Origin of the sequence: Pseudoalteromonas sp. MMG013 (genome assembly GCF_018100885.1) — a bacterium.
GTDB lineage: Bacteria > Pseudomonadota > Gammaproteobacteria > Enterobacterales > Alteromonadaceae > Pseudoalteromonas > Pseudoalteromonas aurantia.
In genome coordinates this window covers 258,599-275,753 of record NZ_JAGJEE010000005.1, presented here as the reverse complement: position 1 = coordinate 275,753, position 17,155 = coordinate 258,599, and the positions used below count along the sequence as shown (strand labels likewise).

The 17,155-nt window shown below is 40.0% G+C and carries 23 protein-coding genes; 7 read left to right on the top strand and 16 right to left on the bottom strand.

The genetic code is table 11. The annotated features are described in order from the left end of the window. Nucleotides 1–83: 83 nt before the first annotated feature. The 4 genes from J8L98_RS07905 to J8L98_RS07890 form a co-directional block, all read right to left on the bottom strand. A complete protein-coding gene (locus J8L98_RS07905; protein WP_192506492.1) occupies nt 84–608 on the bottom strand; it encodes a hypothetical protein in 525 nt (174 codons plus the stop codon). A gap of 17 nt (nt 609–625) precedes the next feature. After that, nucleotides 626–1,039 carry a hypothetical protein gene (locus tag J8L98_RS07900; RefSeq protein ID WP_192506491.1) on the bottom strand — a complete coding sequence of 138 codons (414 nt, stop codon included), beginning with the start codon at nt 1,037–1,039 and terminating at the stop codon, nt 626–628. A gap of 157 nt (nt 1,040–1,196) precedes the next feature. Beyond that, a complete protein-coding gene (locus tag J8L98_RS07895; RefSeq protein ID WP_210995986.1) occupies nt 1,197–1,571 on the bottom strand; it encodes an MmcQ/YjbR family DNA-binding protein in 375 nt (124 codons plus the stop codon). A 59-nt stretch (nt 1,572–1,630) separates the two neighbouring features. Beyond that, nucleotides 1,631–1,909: a ribbon-helix-helix domain-containing protein gene (locus J8L98_RS07890; RefSeq protein WP_210995985.1), complete on the bottom strand. Its 279-nt coding sequence runs from the start codon at nt 1,907–1,909 to the stop codon at nt 1,631–1,633. A gap of 18 nt (nt 1,910–1,927) precedes the next feature. Here J8L98_RS07890 and J8L98_RS07885 point away from each other — a divergent pair, with 18 nt between their 5' ends. After that, nucleotides 1,928–2,323 carry a VOC family protein gene (locus J8L98_RS07885; protein ID WP_210995984.1) on the top strand — a complete coding sequence of 132 codons (396 nt, stop codon included), beginning with the start codon at nt 1,928–1,930 and terminating at the stop codon, nt 2,321–2,323. Between the two features lie 18 nt (nt 2,324–2,341). Here J8L98_RS07885 and J8L98_RS07880 read toward each other — a convergent pair whose 3' ends face one another. Together J8L98_RS07880 and J8L98_RS07875 are read right to left on the bottom strand one after the other, a co-directional pair. Continuing rightward, nucleotides 2,342–3,358: a substrate-binding domain-containing protein gene (locus J8L98_RS07880; protein ID WP_210995983.1), complete on the bottom strand. Its 1,017-nt coding sequence runs from the start codon at nt 3,356–3,358 to the stop codon at nt 2,342–2,344. A gap of 133 nt (nt 3,359–3,491) precedes the next feature. Continuing rightward, nucleotides 3,492–4,214 carry a lipoate--protein ligase gene (locus J8L98_RS07875; protein WP_210995982.1) on the bottom strand — a complete coding sequence of 241 codons (723 nt, stop codon included), beginning with the start codon at nt 4,212–4,214 and terminating at the stop codon, nt 3,492–3,494. A 195-nt stretch (nt 4,215–4,409) separates the two neighbouring features. Here J8L98_RS07875 and J8L98_RS07870 point away from each other — a divergent pair, with 195 nt between their 5' ends. Continuing rightward, nucleotides 4,410–4,679, top strand: a complete 270-nt coding sequence (locus J8L98_RS07870; protein ID WP_210995981.1) for a hypothetical protein — start codon at nt 4,410–4,412, stop codon at nt 4,677–4,679. 151 nt (nt 4,680–4,830) lie between these two features. Here J8L98_RS07870 and J8L98_RS07865 read toward each other — a convergent pair whose 3' ends face one another. From J8L98_RS07865 to J8L98_RS07835, 7 genes are all read right to left on the bottom strand, one after another. Further along, a complete protein-coding gene (locus J8L98_RS07865) occupies nt 4,831–5,151 on the bottom strand; it encodes a hypothetical protein (protein ID WP_210995980.1) in 321 nt (106 codons plus the stop codon). Beyond that, the gene (locus J8L98_RS07860; protein ID WP_210995979.1) at nt 5,148–5,786 is read right to left on the bottom strand and encodes a hypothetical protein; all 639 of its coding nucleotides are present in this window, start codon (nt 5,784–5,786) and stop codon (nt 5,148–5,150) included. Before J8L98_RS07860 ends, J8L98_RS07865 begins: the two co-directional genes overlap by 4 nt. A gap of 70 nt (nt 5,787–5,856) precedes the next feature. After that, entirely contained in the window at nt 5,857–6,549 is a 693-nt protein-coding gene (locus J8L98_RS07855) for a PspA/IM30 family protein (protein ID WP_192506482.1), read from the bottom strand. Between the two features lie 14 nt (nt 6,550–6,563). After that, the gene (locus tag J8L98_RS07850) at nt 6,564–6,977 is read right to left on the bottom strand and encodes a DUF2170 family protein (protein WP_210995978.1); all 414 of its coding nucleotides are present in this window, start codon (nt 6,975–6,977) and stop codon (nt 6,564–6,566) included. 79 nt (nt 6,978–7,056) lie between these two features. Next, nucleotides 7,057–8,793: a polyamine aminopropyltransferase gene (locus tag J8L98_RS07845; RefSeq protein ID WP_210995977.1), complete on the bottom strand. Its 1,737-nt coding sequence runs from the start codon at nt 8,791–8,793 to the stop codon at nt 7,057–7,059. A 3-nt stretch (nt 8,794–8,796) separates the two neighbouring features. After that, the gene (locus tag J8L98_RS07840) at nt 8,797–9,696 is read right to left on the bottom strand and encodes a DUF350 domain-containing protein (protein ID WP_210995976.1); all 900 of its coding nucleotides are present in this window, start codon (nt 9,694–9,696) and stop codon (nt 8,797–8,799) included. Nucleotides 9,697–9,722: 26 nt separating this feature from the next. After that, on the bottom strand, nt 9,723–10,676 hold the full coding sequence (locus tag J8L98_RS07835) for a CHAD domain-containing protein (protein WP_192506478.1): 954 nt from the start codon (nt 10,674–10,676) through the stop codon (nt 9,723–9,725). Between the two features lie 296 nt (nt 10,677–10,972). Here J8L98_RS07835 and J8L98_RS07830 point away from each other — a divergent pair, with 296 nt between their 5' ends. Next, entirely contained in the window at nt 10,973–11,521 is a 549-nt protein-coding gene (locus tag J8L98_RS07830) for a rhomboid family intramembrane serine protease (protein WP_210995975.1), read from the top strand. A 141-nt stretch (nt 11,522–11,662) separates the two neighbouring features. Here the strand turns inward: J8L98_RS07830 and arfA are convergent, their stop codons facing one another. Further along, complete coding sequence (gene arfA, locus J8L98_RS07825) at nt 11,663–11,845, bottom strand: alternative ribosome rescue factor ArfA (protein ID WP_210995994.1); 183 nt, start codon at nt 11,843–11,845, stop codon at nt 11,663–11,665. Between the two features lie 74 nt (nt 11,846–11,919). Between arfA and J8L98_RS07820 the strand changes: the two genes are divergently transcribed. The 4 genes from J8L98_RS07820 to J8L98_RS07805 all read left to right on the top strand — a co-directional run bounded on the left by J8L98_RS07820 (nt 11,920) and on the right by J8L98_RS07805 (nt 15,281). Continuing rightward, nucleotides 11,920–12,423, top strand: coding sequence for a DUF2867 domain-containing protein (locus J8L98_RS07820; RefSeq protein ID WP_210995974.1), 504 nt, complete (start codon nt 11,920–11,922; stop codon nt 12,421–12,423). Beyond that, nucleotides 12,420–12,983, top strand: coding sequence for a TetR/AcrR family transcriptional regulator (locus tag J8L98_RS07815; RefSeq protein WP_210995973.1), 564 nt, complete (start codon nt 12,420–12,422; stop codon nt 12,981–12,983). The genes J8L98_RS07820 and J8L98_RS07815 overlap by 4 nt, the downstream gene beginning before the upstream one ends. A gap of 2 nt (nt 12,984–12,985) precedes the next feature. Continuing rightward, on the top strand, nt 12,986–13,378 hold the full coding sequence (locus J8L98_RS07810) for a DUF6463 family protein (RefSeq protein ID WP_210995972.1): 393 nt from the start codon (nt 12,986–12,988) through the stop codon (nt 13,376–13,378). Nucleotides 13,379–13,838: 460 nt separating this feature from the next. Beyond that, nucleotides 13,839–15,281 carry a hypothetical protein gene (locus J8L98_RS07805; protein WP_210995971.1) on the top strand — a complete coding sequence of 481 codons (1,443 nt, stop codon included), beginning with the start codon at nt 13,839–13,841 and terminating at the stop codon, nt 15,279–15,281. Nucleotides 15,282–15,338: 57 nt separating this feature from the next. Here J8L98_RS07805 and J8L98_RS07800 read toward each other — a convergent pair whose 3' ends face one another. After that, complete coding sequence (locus J8L98_RS07800) at nt 15,339–15,908, bottom strand: hypothetical protein (RefSeq protein ID WP_247682468.1); 570 nt, start codon at nt 15,906–15,908, stop codon at nt 15,339–15,341. Nucleotides 15,909–16,046: 138 nt separating this feature from the next. Continuing rightward, nucleotides 16,047–17,153: an MBL fold metallo-hydrolase gene (locus J8L98_RS07795; RefSeq protein WP_210995970.1), complete on the bottom strand. Its 1,107-nt coding sequence runs from the start codon at nt 17,151–17,153 to the stop codon at nt 16,047–16,049. Nucleotides 17,154–17,155 lie beyond the last annotated feature (2 nt).

The following is a 17,155-nucleotide window of genomic DNA, read 5'->3' as shown; positions in this document are numbered from 1 at the left end:
TTATAAGCAGATTGGTATTATATCGATAAAATAAGAACTGAATATCACCTATTTCAGTTCTTATGAACAGCCTAATTGTCGATTTAATCGAGATTTTGTTCTAAAAAGACCGACTTTTCAATTTGTTCAAAAATTGAATTGTAATATTGTGGTTCAACAATCATATCTGACTCGACGACTTCACCACTGCTATTTAACCGCTTGGCAATGGCGTTGATCCGAACTCGAGTTATGCCTTTCAATTGGGTTACATTGGCAGAAATATCGATTGAAATCGTATCATCCAGATTATTGTCACCAAATACCCAATTAAGGCCCAGAGTAAAATACGTGGCAACTGCTTTTGTGAGTACTTCTGTGCCATTCGTTTGTGTCGTCGTACTATTTGCTAACACCACACCAGCATCAGAGTCAGAAGATGTCAGAGTAAACCCTCTATCTAACAATGCATTTATCAACGCTTTAAACACCACCAATTGAGTCGTACTATCGTATTCTTTCGTTTGCATACTGCGCACTTCTAAAGTCGACATTTGCTGTTGTTTTGATGCACATCCAAGTACACTTATCACGCATAACAATACGCTAAAATACTTCAGTAAATTCATTAGCTCTTACCTGTTAATTAAAATTTACTGCGGTGATAAGCAATTGAACTCACATTACTTAGCTGATCAAATTTGATGATGACCGTTAACGTATTCGAACTAACCTGACTACTGCCTTGTTCGGCAGAAACAATCCCTCCTCCGTTGCCAGAAAAGTACCCTAGAGTTCCTCCTGAGGTCTGATAAACTTGTTCTTTTGAAAACTTATCATATACCCACACTTCATTTCCGCTTGGTGCTGTTTTAACTATATTTGGGCTACCAAGTGCAGCAACCACATCCGTTGATGGCATACCATTTTTTATCTCCTTTTGAACTACACCTACTGTTAATCTATCCACCTTTTCTGAATTACTTTGTTGCACACTCTGACAGCCAACACACAGCGTCATCCATGTAGCAATAAACAATCCTAATTTACCTGTAGTCATCATTTTTCCTTAATTAATAGACAAGTTAATACAGTCTTCAATGTAACGAAAAACAGTTCAATTTCATACTAAATATTGTATCCAATATATCAAATCAAAATTTATTCATATAGCCCTGTTAGAATCACTGATAAATGGACCGAACTGGCCACGGAATCTACCTTTGAAGAATTGCCTTTTGCGCAGCTTTCGTCATTTTACCTACCACCAGCAAAAATGAATTATCTATCATCCGCTCAATTTCTCCTTGCGGAATTGAGCCATCGAGAATAATGGTGTTCCAAAGGCGTTTATTCATATGGTAACCAGGGATCACTGCATCAAAGATATCTCGCAGTATTGCAGCTTCATCAGGGTCACACTTTAAATTCATCCACCAATAATCGCTGTCTGCCTTGCCCATTTTACCTCGGGCTAAGGTGGCAAACATTTTATCTTTTACTTTATACACATCAACGCCTTCACCAAATGGCTGACTCACTGTGGTAAATGGCTTATTTAATAAGTAAGTATTAACTTCAATTTTTTCCATACTACCTGCCTTAACGATTAAAATAGACATGAGTTAAAACGTAGTACTCAGTTACTACCTCAACTTGAGCTACGTCCGTTATCATTGAGCACATACGTTAAGCAAGTAACGCGCAGCATTGATGCTAAGTTTTTTACTTCACCGTGACGCTCTATAATCTCTTGATATAAGACGGAAATAAACTCTGCAACTGAGCTCTGCTCTTGTTGTGCAATTTGCTCTAGTAAATGCCACATTTGATTTTCAAGCGCTAAGCTCGTAACAACACCTTGAATTCGAATTGAGCGCTTGGTTGTGTCGTATAGCAACTGTGGTTGCGAGGCATATAATTCACACATATTTACTCCGGGAACAACATGGCTAAAATGATCCATACGATGGTTAGGGTAACCAACGCTGAACAATCTATTAAATTTTATCACGCATTATTTAACTTGCATGAAAAGCGTCGTTTGACATTTGATGACTTTACACTGATTTATTTAGGTAATGAAGACAGTGATTTTGAACTCGAATTAACACATAACCATGCACAAAAAAACCAGTATGAATTAGGTAATGGCTATGGTCACCTCGCTTTCACGACGCCAGATCTTAATTCGCTGCACCAACTCGCCATTGAGCTTGGTTACCAGCCTAAAGAAATAAAACAATTTTTCAATCACTCTACCTTAATTGCCACCTTCTTTTTTATCACCGACCCTGATGGTTATGACATTGAAGTCATCGAGCGATCCAAAATATATCGTTAACTGAAAATGAGCAAACAACTAATGATTGACCGTACACGTCTGTGTGTTAGCTTGCTGACAATAGTGAAAGTCTAAAAAATAGCTGTCTTTATCGGGCATTTTTTTGTTAATAATCACATCATACAATAGCTGCGCACCCATTACGCCCATTTGAAATGGGTTTTGACCCACATTTTCTGTGGCCAACCCTTGCCTTAACGCATTCAATTGCACTTGTTCGGTATCCGCTGAGATGATCACTGCCTGTCTATTTTTAATTTTATCTTGATAAGGTCGCAGCATTTCAATATAGCGAGGATTAAACTGTGCAAATCCTGCTACAGCGATAAATATAGGCGGGTTAGCGGCTCTGACCATAGCAAGCAGCTGATTGAGGGCATCTTCTCTTCGACCCATCGTATAAAAAGGACATCGTTCATACTCTTTCCAAGTATTGCCTTTATCAAGCGGTACACGCGCACCACTATTCAAAGAATGACGTACACCGTCAATACGCTCGTTCAAATTAGGCGTCGTTTGGTGACCAGATTGAATACAAAACACCTGTGATTCATTGGTGCGATATTTTTTTGCAACCTCTCCCAGTGCCTTACCAAAATCAAAGTTATTTGTACCGACATAGGCCAGTCTATAGCTTTGATGTTCGGACAATAAGTCTGAGTCAAAAGTAATAACTGGAATACCCTGTCGCTTTGCCGCTTTTAATGCACCTTCAACCAAAAATTTGGAATCTGTGGTAGATATGAGTAATCCATCAATGCCTTTTTTCACCAAATCATCGACGATTAATACTTGCGTGCGCACATCTTGATAATCATCGGCACCATCGTATATGCACTCAATATCTCTATGTTGCTGTGCAAATTGTACACAGCCCCGATAAGACTGCTCATAAAAACTGTCATTTTTAGTTTTACCGACAACGGCAATCTTCACGGCAGCAAAGCTATAGCTGACACATAAAAATGATAGCACGACAGCTACTATGATCTGTGTCCCATAACGACTTATCGGCTTTCTATACTGCAAAATCATACTCATCCTAGAACGCGATTATACAAACTCAAAATCCCTCGCTGCTCACAATAAAAAGTGACAGCACTCAGATGAGAGTAAAGCAGGTAAAATAAAAGTAAAGGTAATCATTCTATATTGAATAAATTACACACTATTCAAAACTGGAATACAACTGGCTATCGATAAAGGCTTGTTGAAGCTTTGAAAACAACATATCGACATTTAAACGTTCGTCTATATGCTCAAATAAAGAGGTATGTACATCTGCTTTGATTAATTCTTGATAACCACAATGGGTATAACAAAGGTTAACCGGTTTAACCAACTCTTCCATTAATGCATCTATTAAAATACATGCTTGCGCCAATACAATTCGCCCTCCGCCTTTTGTTACGACAACACGCTGTGCTGTGCCTATTATTTTTTTACCTGCAATATTTAGATTATAGTCGCCGTCACAGTATGACCCAGGCGTGGCATGGACATCACAGGTGATACCAAACGATGCCAAAAAGCCAGTTAAAGCCCGACATAAATATTGGTATGCCAAAACAATTGAATAAGGTTTTGAGGTTGGCCAATGATATAAATGAGATACGTTAATAACACGGTCGGTTTGTGGAACCGGTGCACCACCTGTTTTTCGAGTAAATAATTGCCACCCTATTTCAGATAACGCACTTTCCAGTGAGGAACTCATGGGCCATTTGTTACCCGCAGGTAAAACCAATGTTGGTACTTTAGTTCGCCATAAAATTAAGCTTTGATCTAACGTGTTAGTTTGCAATTGGGCCAATAACGCCGCTTCTTTGTCAAAGACTGTACTAACTGCAATATCATTATAACGCAGTAGCTTAATACGTGTTTTTTCCATAATAGTCCTTTTCGTGCGGGTCTTAGTCAATGAATAAACAGCTGTAACATCATATCATATGGGGTATTGGTGGGGGACTCGAACGCTCCATACCCAATCTTTTAAAGGTACAATTGCATGACAACCTTAGAGTAAACCTAATTGAATATAAATACCTTGTGAAAAATACACATACACTGGAGTTTCACTGAAAAAATGACGTTATCTAACTATTTACTCTCTTTATGCTGCGCAAGTTTATTTGCGACGTATGCGGGCGTATGTATACCTGATCACTGTGCTCAAGTATATATAGAAAGGCGCTATGTTGAAGCCTCTGGAACAATATATGTTGGCACGAGTGGCGACGAAAAAATATTGAATTGCAACGCCGTTGCAGGTGTGTATGTCACAATTCCAGCTGGTACACTGGGTGCCAATTTATTATATTCAATATTACTGACCGCTCAAAGAGAACAAAAATAGAACAGCCCCTAGACTCACCGCCAATATAAAGGGCTAAAATTGGGCTACGCAAAGTTAATTGGAAATCACTTTCAACGGAGCCCAGCTTTTGACGGTGCAGAAACAGCGGTAATACAAAACCCCCATACCAAATTGATAAGCGCCTAGGCTGCTACTCACCTTTTGAAAATTTCTGGATCAGAATATCGGCAACTTGCTGCTTTACCGCTCTTTTATCATCTGTCGCAACCCCAAAACGTATTGCCAGCTCTGCAATTTCATCATCATTCAGATTAAATGACAGTCTTTGCCGCGTTTTTTTAGATTTTACATCTAATTGTAAAATCTTTCGGATCATATCTGATGGGGTTAACTCTTCATCAATGGCTTGCTTTTTAATGCTTTTTTGCACATCGCTGGTCAAATCAAATGCCATCTGCGTGGCTCGAACGGCTTGTTCTTGTCGTTGCCACTTGGCTTGCTTATCTGTCACGACCTTGACCCTGGGAACAAGTCAATTACATCACTTACAGGGCGTCTCAGTGTCAAAGACACTTCTGTTTCTCCCCCTTCCCAAATCTCAATATTAATACTGTGACTTTCGTCACTTGAGATCAAGCTTATCACTTCACATGGCTCGCCAGATTCATCTTGATAGCGCGGTAAAGTTTGATTTCTGTAGTCTTGTTCATGGAAATAACACACATAAGGCGTTTCACTTTGCTTATATTTATCTGCTAAGAAATGTGCATAAGCATCGGGTTGCGCAACAGTCGTGATCTCGCTTAACTGCTCTTCATCGAAAATACGTGCAAATTCATCCAAAGTAAAAATAACATCCACGTCTTCTCGCTGAATTTTGACCGAAAAGTTAGCAAACTCTTCGCCATCATTGCGTTCAATTTGCAGGAAAGCCACTTTGCCAGATTCACTTTCCAGTACAAACTCGTACTCTGCGTTATGCTGATATTGATAAGTTTGTACATCGGTTACTTTAAGCGTTTGACCTTTAAGCCAACCCGGGTACGCAAATGAATCAATCAGTGTCAGCATATCACCAACGGCTAACTGACTGGGATGAGAGAGTTGGCGCTCTGGCGCTTTTTTAGATTTAAAAAAACCAAACATAAGAAGCCTTATTTACAATAATACCAAACCAAAAAAGGAGGCACAGCCTCCTTTATCAGAGTAAAACAAATTATCCGTTTTGTTTTGCTTTTATACGCGCAAGAATATCATTACTCTTTTGATTTTGCTCACCAATACCCGCTTCAGCAAGCTTCGCTTTTAGATCATCACCATTAGCAGATGCTTCTAGTTGCTTCGCTGCACCGAGTTGATCTTGTCTATCTTGCTGACGCTGCTTAATACGCTCTAACGATTGACGCGCGTTGGTCATCGATGACTCATTAGTATTCAATGTGCTATTTACAGCCATTGTTGCTTGCTGAACACTTTCGGTCGTTTTAACCATCGTTAATTGACGTTGATTCTCTTTGATTGATTTTTCAGCATCTTTAACTTGTTGCTTTAAAACCACAATATGGTTACTAAAGCCTGCTAGTACTTGATCATGTTCAGATTTCTCTGTTTCAAAATCACCAATTTTTTCAGCAATTTCCATTGCTAATGCTTCATTGCCTTTCGCTAACGCTTGGCCTGCGTATTCTTCATGCTCGGCAATACTGTCATCTAAAGCGCTAATTTTACGCTTCGTTTGCATTTCTTTTGCCATCACTTCCGTTAAGCTTTTCTTGGCTTTATGTAGCGCATTCTGTGCATCCGCTATCTCTTGCTCAAATATACGAATGCCATTCGCATCCACAATCGACTCACCAACTTCTCTGGCACCACCACGTACAGCGGTAAATAACTTCTTTAAAATACTCATAACTTACTCCACTATTATTCGTTTAAATAAGCGGTCACAGCGTCTAAAGCATCGATTGCATTGTCAGCTAATGTTACTAGCTCATGCGTCACTTCATCAAAAGATGAACTCACCGCTAAAGCACCAAATATTGCATACTGATCATCAATTTTGGCGAATGCGCTCAAAGGAATTGGTACATTCAGCTTTAATAAGGCTTCATTCAATTCATGACGCAGTTCAGTTTTAACTTCTGCTTCATTAAATAAGTAACTGATGCAAAGTAGCTGCTCTTCTGTTTGAGTGACAAAAATAGGTAACTCATCATTGCCATCTACAATAACTTGCAATACTTCTTGCTCGCCTTCGTTCGCAATTAAGAATGACTCAAAATTTGCACCTTCAGTTTCAAATGATGCAAGTTTGATTGATAATTCATTTAATTCCATCTTATATACCTTATTCACTATGACATATTATGTCTGAGTTAAGATTTGCATAGCTGACATATTATGTCAACCTTCCATTTCAATTTTTATACAACTCGGCTTCTGTTTGCCATGCCTGACGATAATAATCGTACAACACACCAGAACCCAGTCTATTGACTTCTATACTTTTATTTCCATCAAAAAATTTATTTGGAAAAGCAAATGCAGCTTGTAAATATTCTTGATTAACCCAATTGCTTGGTACAGGAAAATCGTTAACGGCTTTGATTCTTTCACTGGCACTTTGACCTGTTCGAGTTGCGATTGTCCAACCCCATTGACCAAATGAAGGAATATTCTGCTGATATTGCTCAACATGCGCAAACCCAGCATGCTTTACCGTTTTAGCAATACTGATAAACGCATTCTTTGCATGATATGGAGAAGTAGACTGAATCGACAATGCACCATCCGGTGCCAATAACTGTCTAACATGATTGTAAAAGTAATCACTATACAGCTTGTTTAAATCTGGGTGATTCGGATCTGGCAGATCAATAATTATACTGTCAAATAACAGCCCATCATCGAGCATTTTCTCTACTTCTAAAAAGGCATCGGTGACAATGACTTTGGCGCGAGGATCATTCAACGCATTGTGATTTAACGCCGATAGCTTAGTCGTTATCTCCGGTAACGCTGAAAAAGGCTGACCTTTTAAACCAAATAGCGACAGTAATTGACCATCTAAATCAATAAGTGTCGCTTCTTTAACCGGCCATTTGAGTACGTCGCGCAGTGCTAATCCATCACCGCCACCGATGATTAACACTCGGTCGTGACGATTAGCCGCTAACATCGCAGGGTATACCAACATCGTATGGTATATCTGCTCATCGGCACTGGAAAATTGTAGACGCCCGTTTAAGAATAGATCATTAATAGGCATTGCTTGCGTGCGGCTCAACCTCTCAGTCACCACAACATGCTGGTACTTAGTCGACTCAGAATAAATTACCTTGTCTTTATACAATACATTACTTAAGTCCTTCATCCACACAGAACCATAGCTTAGCAATATCAAAAACAGTCCAAGCAGCAACACATGACAGAGCAATAACAGCTTAGCGAAACGCACATGTTGGTGATAACGCCACAAAAACATCAGCCCCGCAATCACGTTAAATAATGCAGTCCACGCTGCGGCTTGCATTATCGGCAACGCCAACATGATCATCACCCATATCGCTGCGCCAATACCCGCGCCAATATAGTCAGCACCATAGATAGTGCCTGCGTTATTTTCTAAAAATCGCCCATAAACGTGCTGGCGAATACGTGCGATTAGAGGGATCTCCATACCAATAAAAATGCCGAGCATCAGCCCAAAAATATACGGTAAAAAACGCGCGACATTTTGCAGTGATTCAAATACTCTGCCATCAATTACCGCATCAGCAGGCAGGTTATATAAGCTGGAAAACGTATGTGGGAGGGTATAAGTTAACGCAATAACACTGGCAATAATCAAAATACTACTCATGCCTAGCAGCGCAATTAAGCTTTCAAGCCATGCAAATGCAGTAAACGGATCTTTAAACCAACGTGCTAAAAATGCACCTATCCCCATGGCAACAATCATTGTTCCAATCATGGCATAAATCGCGCTTTCTACAGATCCTAAAACACGCCCTGCATAGTGAGATAATAAATATTCATAAATTAGGCCACAGCCAGCAAGAATCGCCATGACACTAATTAGTAAGATATCGTGACCGAGTAACTTAAGGTTACTGGTCACGTTTTCAGCGTTTTGCGAAGATGCGCTTGTCAAAGTTTATACGCCAAGTAATGTGGCCATAGTGATACCTATCGCAAACGAAATTGCCGCTGAAATTGTTGCTACGCCAATATTTTTCTGACGATTCACTTCATCTGAAATGTCTTTCCCTGCAAGAATTATTTTGATCATCACTAAATGCAACACGATAAATGCGATTATACTGCCCAGTGCTGATACGCTCCAATAAATCAAACTTGAAGTAATCGTGTCTGCCACGTACGGTGCAATCCCAGTCGCCGCTGTTAACGCCAATGCACTGCCAATCAAAAACCCTGCGTAGCGGATCCCAACCGCAATATTGTTATCTAAAATAGCTTGCTGTAAACAGTCACCATTGCGATTGGTACGTTTAAATAACTGTACGCGATATTGACTCACTAGCAGCATACAAATATTACCTATGACAAACGCAATGACAACAATAGGTAAGCCATACCAACCTTCTGTTAATACCCAAACTAATGCTGAGCGGATCACAATCGCAACACTTAACACATGACCAAAATCAATCAGGGCTGCGGTAATATTGCCTTTGAGGATCTCGCCATGTAAATCGACTTTTTTCAATGCCACTTTATCTTGAAAGAAGTGACCTATTTTAATTAAAACGATTCCCACCACACCATAACCAGCCATCTGGGTCGCTTCTTCTAATAATGAATCAGCAAAAGCACCACTGGTAATGCCAGTTAAGACTACTGCGAGTCCAGCAAGCCCGCCCGCAAAACTTAATCCAAATGCAAAGTTGTCTTTTTCAGTTATTTCATCGTTTGCATGGAGGTTCGAGACCCACCCTTTGATATATTTAAGGCTCACAAACAACGCTATGATAACAATCATATCTATCAATAGCGCTTGAAGAGACCAAGCCGTTAATCCGTTAATTTGGTACATTTTTATAAACTCCGCTATCTAATTCGTTACTTTCCTCGGCTAACACCGCGCGAGGTTCTACTTGAGCTATTACGCACCGAGCCAGAATTTGACTTAGCATAGCTACTGTTTCTCGAGTAACTACTGCGCGTTGCTGATGATGGGGTATGGCTACTACGACTCAATCCTGATGCGCCAGCTTTGGTCTTGGCATAAGGGCTGGTAAACTGCTTCCCTTGGCTTTTATAAGACTGGCGAGTGCGCTGTTCAACCGCGGTTTGACGCTTATAGTTACTATAACTGGTATAGCGTTTTCGTCCATAATCGTTGTAATAACTATACTTCCTGTGTTTGCTCCAACGCCCATACTCCACTCCTCCAACGAGATCACCAAACATTCGATACATGCCATACCACATCCAAAAATTGGTGCCATTAGATTGGGTTTCCCATTGCCCGTAATTGGCATTTCCTACTAGTTGATTACCGACACCGGCTTGGCCATTGGCGGCATCTTCAGCCGCTTTACTAATAGCCCCTACACGTGCCAGCGTACCATTTGACATATCCGCCAATACATTAATTGGGTCGGTTAATGCGTCTGCAAATAGACTTCGCGTCGCGGCTTCTTTTAATAACATCGCTTGTGTAATAATGTCATCACTGTGCATCGTTGGCTCTGGTGCTTTCAGCTGACGATAGCGGGTGAGTAAATTTTGATACAAAGGGCCTTGCGTCGTTGCATCTTGCGCGACAAGTTCTGCAATGGCACTAAATTGTGGGTTTTGCTGACTGAGTACGTTGCCATATTCACTGAGTAATACCGCATTTCGTATTTGTTTTTTTTCAAGCGCTTCACCTAAGGCATTAATCTCACGTGAAGCTTCTTGTAGTGTGTATTTGATTGTTTGTTGCGTACGTTCTTCCTTCGATTCACAACCCAGCATTAAGCTAAACAAACAAAACAGACTAATCAGTTTCCAAACTTTAAAATCGGACATTCATTGTCACCTGATCTGCTTTAGTAAAAGTTTAAGCTCCCATTCTACATACCCCGGCAAGATAACCAAGTGCTACTCACTAAAAATCCCTATTTGTGTAATAAATTACTTGGCGTAAATAAATTATGTAAGCTGTTATTTTAATTTAACTTAATTCTTTATGCATAACCAAAATGGGAATATGCTGTTACAATTACATGGGGTAATTAATGCATTATGCACATAAGATATCCACACCTTTACGGTAATTATTGTCATATTAAAAACACTTTAAACTTGATATTCGGAAACGTTCAATGCCATTTAGACAGTCAATCAAGATCATCGCCGTACTACTTTTAATCATGCTGCTTATTCAGCTACTTAACACAGTAACAAATGGCATCATTTCGCAGTTTGGTATTATTCCTCGTACCACAATGGGATTAATCGGGATTCCATTAGCACCTTGGATACATCACAACTGGCTACACTTAGCATCAAATGCGATCCCACTGGCTTTGTTATCGTTTCTTGCTCTACAAAATGGGTTTAAACAATATATTCTCGTGTTCGCTTTTATTACGCTCGTCGCTGGCAGCGGTGTTTGGTTATTAGGCTCAGCGGCACATCATGCAGGCGCCAGTTTGATAATATTTGGGTTATGGGGTTACTTACTCGCCTTGGCTTTTCTTCAACGTAACGTTAAAAATATTTTCATCGCTATTGTGGTCTTTTTTATTTACGGAGGACTTGCTTTCTCACTGCTCAGCTATCAGCCAAACATAAGTTGGAGTAGCCACTTTTTTGGCATGTTAGCTGGTTTACTCGCCGCTCAGCTGTTCAAAAATAATGGTGTTAAATAGTATGGCCTTACAGCTAAATAACTCCGTAACATACTCGGCTTATCCGAAGGTCAAAAACCAGACGGCCACTGCACTATTAAAGCTTCAGCTCCTACCATGAAACCAAGCTATCACTCTAGAAAAGCCTTATCTTAGAGCTCGCTACACTGCCATAAGATAAGGCTCTTGGCCTTGATGTTTCGCTTTACGTTTAAAACGCCCCTTACCTTTTTTTACTTGCTCAACTTTTGCTTTAAATAGTGGGCTTGTACCCAATGCTTTAAGCGCATTGTCTTTTATTTCTCCACCTTGGTGGGCATGTTTAATAACATCAAAACTATTAATCACTTTACAACTGCATAATAAAAGTACAACATATACATACCATAAGGTATGGTATGTAGTTGAAGGAATAGTTTATGTGGAAAGTAAAAGCAGTCCCCGTACCAAAAGATGACTTTTTAGCATCAAAACGCAGCAAACATAGCTTTCGAGATGCCTTAAGCGCCCCTGTTAGCCAACCATCAATAAGCGCTGCGAAAGCGCAACTTAATATATTTTCCCGTATGCCTAAGTGGGTAGATACATTGATGAACATCCGTAACAAAGTCGTCAAGTACTTTGGCTTCAAGGTGGCGATAGATAGTTCATTACAAATGGAGAAAACAAACTTAAAGCTGGGTGACGCCGCAGGGTTTATGACCGTCATCTCTGTACATGAGCAAGAAATAGTTAGTTTTGCTGAAGATAAGCATATGCAGTTTTACATGAGTGTAACTACAAATGGTCAACACGCAACGGTGTCAACATTAGTCAACCTTAAAACGCCTACAGGCCGATTATATATGGCACTCATCACGCCATTTCATTGGATAATTGCCCGAGTGGTTATTCACAATGCGGTCAAGGAACAACGATTATGAATAAAAAAAACCAACAGCTCAGCAAAATACAATGGCTTGAAAAAGCACTCGAACAACTCATCGCGCTTGGCCCGCAACACCTTAGAATTGCAAATTTATGCCAAAATTTTGAAGTCACCAAAGGCTCGTTCTATCACCATTTTAAAAATAGAGATGACTTTGTACATGCATTAATGCAGTACTGGTATGAGCAAGCCACGGTCAATTTTATCGCGCAAGCTAACACCCAAAGCTCGCCCTTAGAAAAGTTACAAAAACTTGACCAAGTCATTGCAAGTAATAACATTGAGGCTGAAATACATATTCGGGCTTGGTCACTCACTGAAACATTTATCATCAAACACTTAGAGAAAATCGACACGCAGCGCCAAGCATTTTTAGCCTCATGTTATCAAGAGTTAGGACTAAACTCTGAGCAAGCCACAGATCTGGCTGCAATATCCTATGCCCAATTTTTAGGCCTCTTACACATAAAACCGCAACCCGATGTAACGCAGTGCCTAAAGCTATCAGCATTAATTTCGCAACAATTCTTACCCGCTATACAACAAGGAGATTAACCGTGAACTTAACTAAATATTCAGGATATGCTTTATTTTTTACAGGTGTACTTCACACCATGATAGGGGTGATTTTGGGCTGGCCGACTCTATTAGAAATGCATGACAGTGGTTGGTTTAGCGCCACTATCACCAATGGGGAAATGAACTTCAAAAGGGAGGCCATTACCTGGTTTTTATTAACGGGTGCTTTTTGGATAACATTTGGTCATGTATTACAAACCATGATTAAGCAAGGCCTCAAAGTGCCACTTCAATTGGGCTGGAGCTTCATATTTTTAGGCACAATCACGGCCTATATCATGCCCGTATCAGGTGCTTATTTGTTTATCATACAAGGGGCACTTATTGTGTTAAATAGGAGTAAAACACCTCAAATACCAACCCCTATTTAAATCTGTATCACATATTGTCAAAATGAGGAGGGTTATACACCTCTTCATTTTCACCAAACCGATGTAGCTGAAAACCACACTCCAGATATCGCAGGCAGTCAGGGGTAACACTGGAAGGGTGAATTATTTTACTGCACATGAGATCTATATGACGCCTTAATTTAGCATCAGAAATGCTCTTGTATACTGAGTACTTCTACATACTTAGATTCACTCAATGACACACAAGCTGATTTATTTTAAATAATCAACTCGATTGGCATATCGCTACAAATTCACGTATGTGCTTTGATGATGACTATTTCCTACCCCTTCGGTTCAATCCATTGTCGCAATATCTTACGATAAAAACATATTCATGCTAACTCACATTCCACTAAGAACTTTTTTGCCAATTGCACGGTCTATTGTTTACCAAGCACTATCTTCTTCTTATTCACTAACGGAATATAAAATATACATGCCACTATGCAAACAACAATGGATGTTAAAGACTTCAGTTTTAAAGCTTATTATTTATAGTTCTTTGCCAATTTTTCCTGCTATTTTTTTACTGGTTGCATATGATTTATTTGAAATCACTTTAATTGCGAAACTGTGCTCTGAGCACCTTTCAGCATTAAGCTTCAGCGCACCCATTACAATCGCGATGACCGGCTTCACTATCGCTTTATCAATTGCAACCAACAATTGGATATGCCGTGTAAAATCAGAAACATCAACATACTCTGATGACAACATGATGGGAGGGTTAAACGTCAATGTGATAAGAGCTTTAACTGTGGTGGGCCTATTCACACTCTTCATTTCACTACTACTTTACATGACGACCCCTTTGATATATTCCGTATTAGGGACAACTTCCTCTCCTACATCCGCGGTGGACTTAGCGGTCACCTCGCTCGCTACCGAATATACCAATATACGATTAGTCTCTTGGTTGCCCTTGGTACTCATTTGGCAATGTAATGGCATACTGCGTAGTTTGGGCCATATAAAACCAGCGAGCACAGTACTGACTTTATGGATGCTCAGTAAATTTGCATTAAGCTATATTTTAATTGGTGATGGTACGTGTGCCCAATCTTCAAATAGCGGCATCATGGGTGCGGGATACGGCCATTTAATTTCTGATACCTGTTTTGCGTTTGTGTCATTATTGATAACGTTTCGCATGCTCGGTATCGATAACATCGTTATTCAGAAAATAAAATGGCGTAACACGTTCAGGCAAATATCAATCACAGGGCTAAATGCAACGTTACAGCAATTGTATATGCCTGTGTGTATTGGTGTACTCACCTATTTTGTTGCAAGCATTGCGCACGAAAAACTACCACTTTTGAGCATTGTATTTCGAATTGAAGCACTCGCTTTGCTAACGCCGATGGTATTCACGGCATCACTGCCAGGCATTCTTGCAGCAAACTGGTGGGCCAATGAGTATTCTCGAGTAAAGTCATTTATTATAAATAGCTTTGCGATAGTTTTTATCATTCAAATCGCCATTGCACTGCTTTTATTTGCTAACGCTCAGTCTATCTTCATCGCGCTAAACTTGAGCAACGTGTTAAAAGCAGATCTAGATGCATTTTTACTGTTTGTACCTATTAGCTTAATTGGCGCAGGCTTTGTTATGCTAACGCAGTCTTATTTAAACGCAATAAATCACGCAACCCAAGCAAATGTACTCAGTCTTAGCCATAAAATTCTATTCACACTGCCTCTGGCTATAATTGGATTGTACTACCTCTCACTAACCGGTATGTTTATAGCCATTGCTGTAGCTAATATGATAACTGCGTTTTTTGCCGTCAAACGACTGCGACAATTATCACAGCAAAATCATAGTCAGCGGTTATCTACTCATGCCAAAAGGACACTCATTAACAACCCTCAATAGAATCAGATAATAATCAAACATCAGGCATTGAGTATGGGCAATCACTGTTAAACGCGCTCATTTTTTGTTGAGCGTCAATGCAGATATGCTCAACTGGGCCTTGCCACCGTCTTTATCTGTTAAACTGGGTACAAAATAAAGCGCATTGATATGTGCCTTTATCATCCCTTTGCCCGTTGACCATTTTGGTGTCCAATCTGGGCGAGAAAAATCAGATAACATGACTGTGTGCGTCGTCTTTTTATCTGCCTTTGGTAAGGTAACCTGATAATGCGCATAGCTTTTATCACCCTGCCTACCATAGTCTTTTTGCGACAATTTAATAATAAGAGCTCTATCACTTTGATAAGTCACTGTGACGCTTTCGTAGCCCCCTAGAGAACGGGTTGGAATATCATATATCAGCTCAACCCAGGAATTATTCGCCTTGTCGAGCCTTGGCACGCGCAAAAAGCCAATATCAACTTGTCCATTTGTCACTAATCCCCCCTCAAAGACAGCCCGACTTCCATGCGGATCTGTTGCATAGCGCCAATCCTCTGCTATCAGATGCTGTGTATCTGTAACACTGACACAGCCACTCAATACCATTCCAGCTAAAAAAAAGCCCCCTCGAAATACCATCATATTTCCATACCTTTGAATTTAGATGCATATTATATAAGAAGCGAAGAAAGAAACAGTAAAAGAGACCGTTATATTTTTCATACAATGGTCTCTAATGCGACATTTTGCGATGCACAATTATGGTCGTTGGGCTAAATATTAATTAGCCATATTTAATAACTCAGCATAATTTACACTTTCACCAACCAGTAATGTTTTTACAGTAAAGTTAGGCTTCATGTCTTGTACGGCTGTTGCTAATCGGCGTAACGGTTCATTGACGTGTTCAAACCCTAACGCCCAAGTACCATACCCCCATGGAATAAACACCTTACAACCTAAATCGAGTGCTGCCTGCACCGCATCTTCTGGTGACATATGCATTTTTCTTGCTCCCCGAGGGTATGCAACAATAGGCATTAGGCACACATCTATATCGCCAACTTGCTGCTGTATGTCTTTAAAAATGGGGCTATATCCCGTATCCCCAGCAAAGTAGACTGTGTGTTTACCGTCGTTCATTAACCAACTTCCCCATAAACTTTCATCTGTATCAAACGCGCCATGACTAGACGTATGATTCGCAGGCAAAAAGTGGAGGTCGGTATTGCTATGTTTGGTTTGTGTATACCATCCCATTTCAGTAATGGGGCCTTGCTGATAGTTGACATCATCAGCGGTATCCAGTGGTAAGTACAAAGCCGTATTGCCATTAAAACGATTCAAAGTTTCACTATTAAGATGATCATAATGATTGTGAGAAACCATGATTGCCGTAACAAAATCTAGTTGGTCTGCTTTTATAGGTGCATCGCCCAAGCGGTTTAAGTCATCAATAACTTTACTGCCAACCCAACCATATCTATCAAACTCACCAAAAACAGGGTCGGTAACGAATGCATCGCCATTGGTTTTCTGTATCAAAAAGCTTGCATGCCCAAGCCAGGTAATATGACCTGCATTGCGGCTATTTATTTCCGCCGTCGGAGAGAGTAGCTTTTCATAATCAAACCCAAACGTTTTATCAATACCAGAATGCGCAAAACTGATCATGCCCGGTTCAACTGTTTTTTTCTCTGTTGGTAATAAAAAGTCAACATCATCATAAGCATGATGAGGGCCGCGGCCTTGATATGTACCAGGATAAATATTTTGATATTTCTTCTCTGTTACCGGGAACAATTCATTCTCTATACGCGTGATATTTTGAGAGCAAGCGCTTAAACACAGGGTACTTAAAAGCGTAAGTAAAAGTCTATTTTTCATTG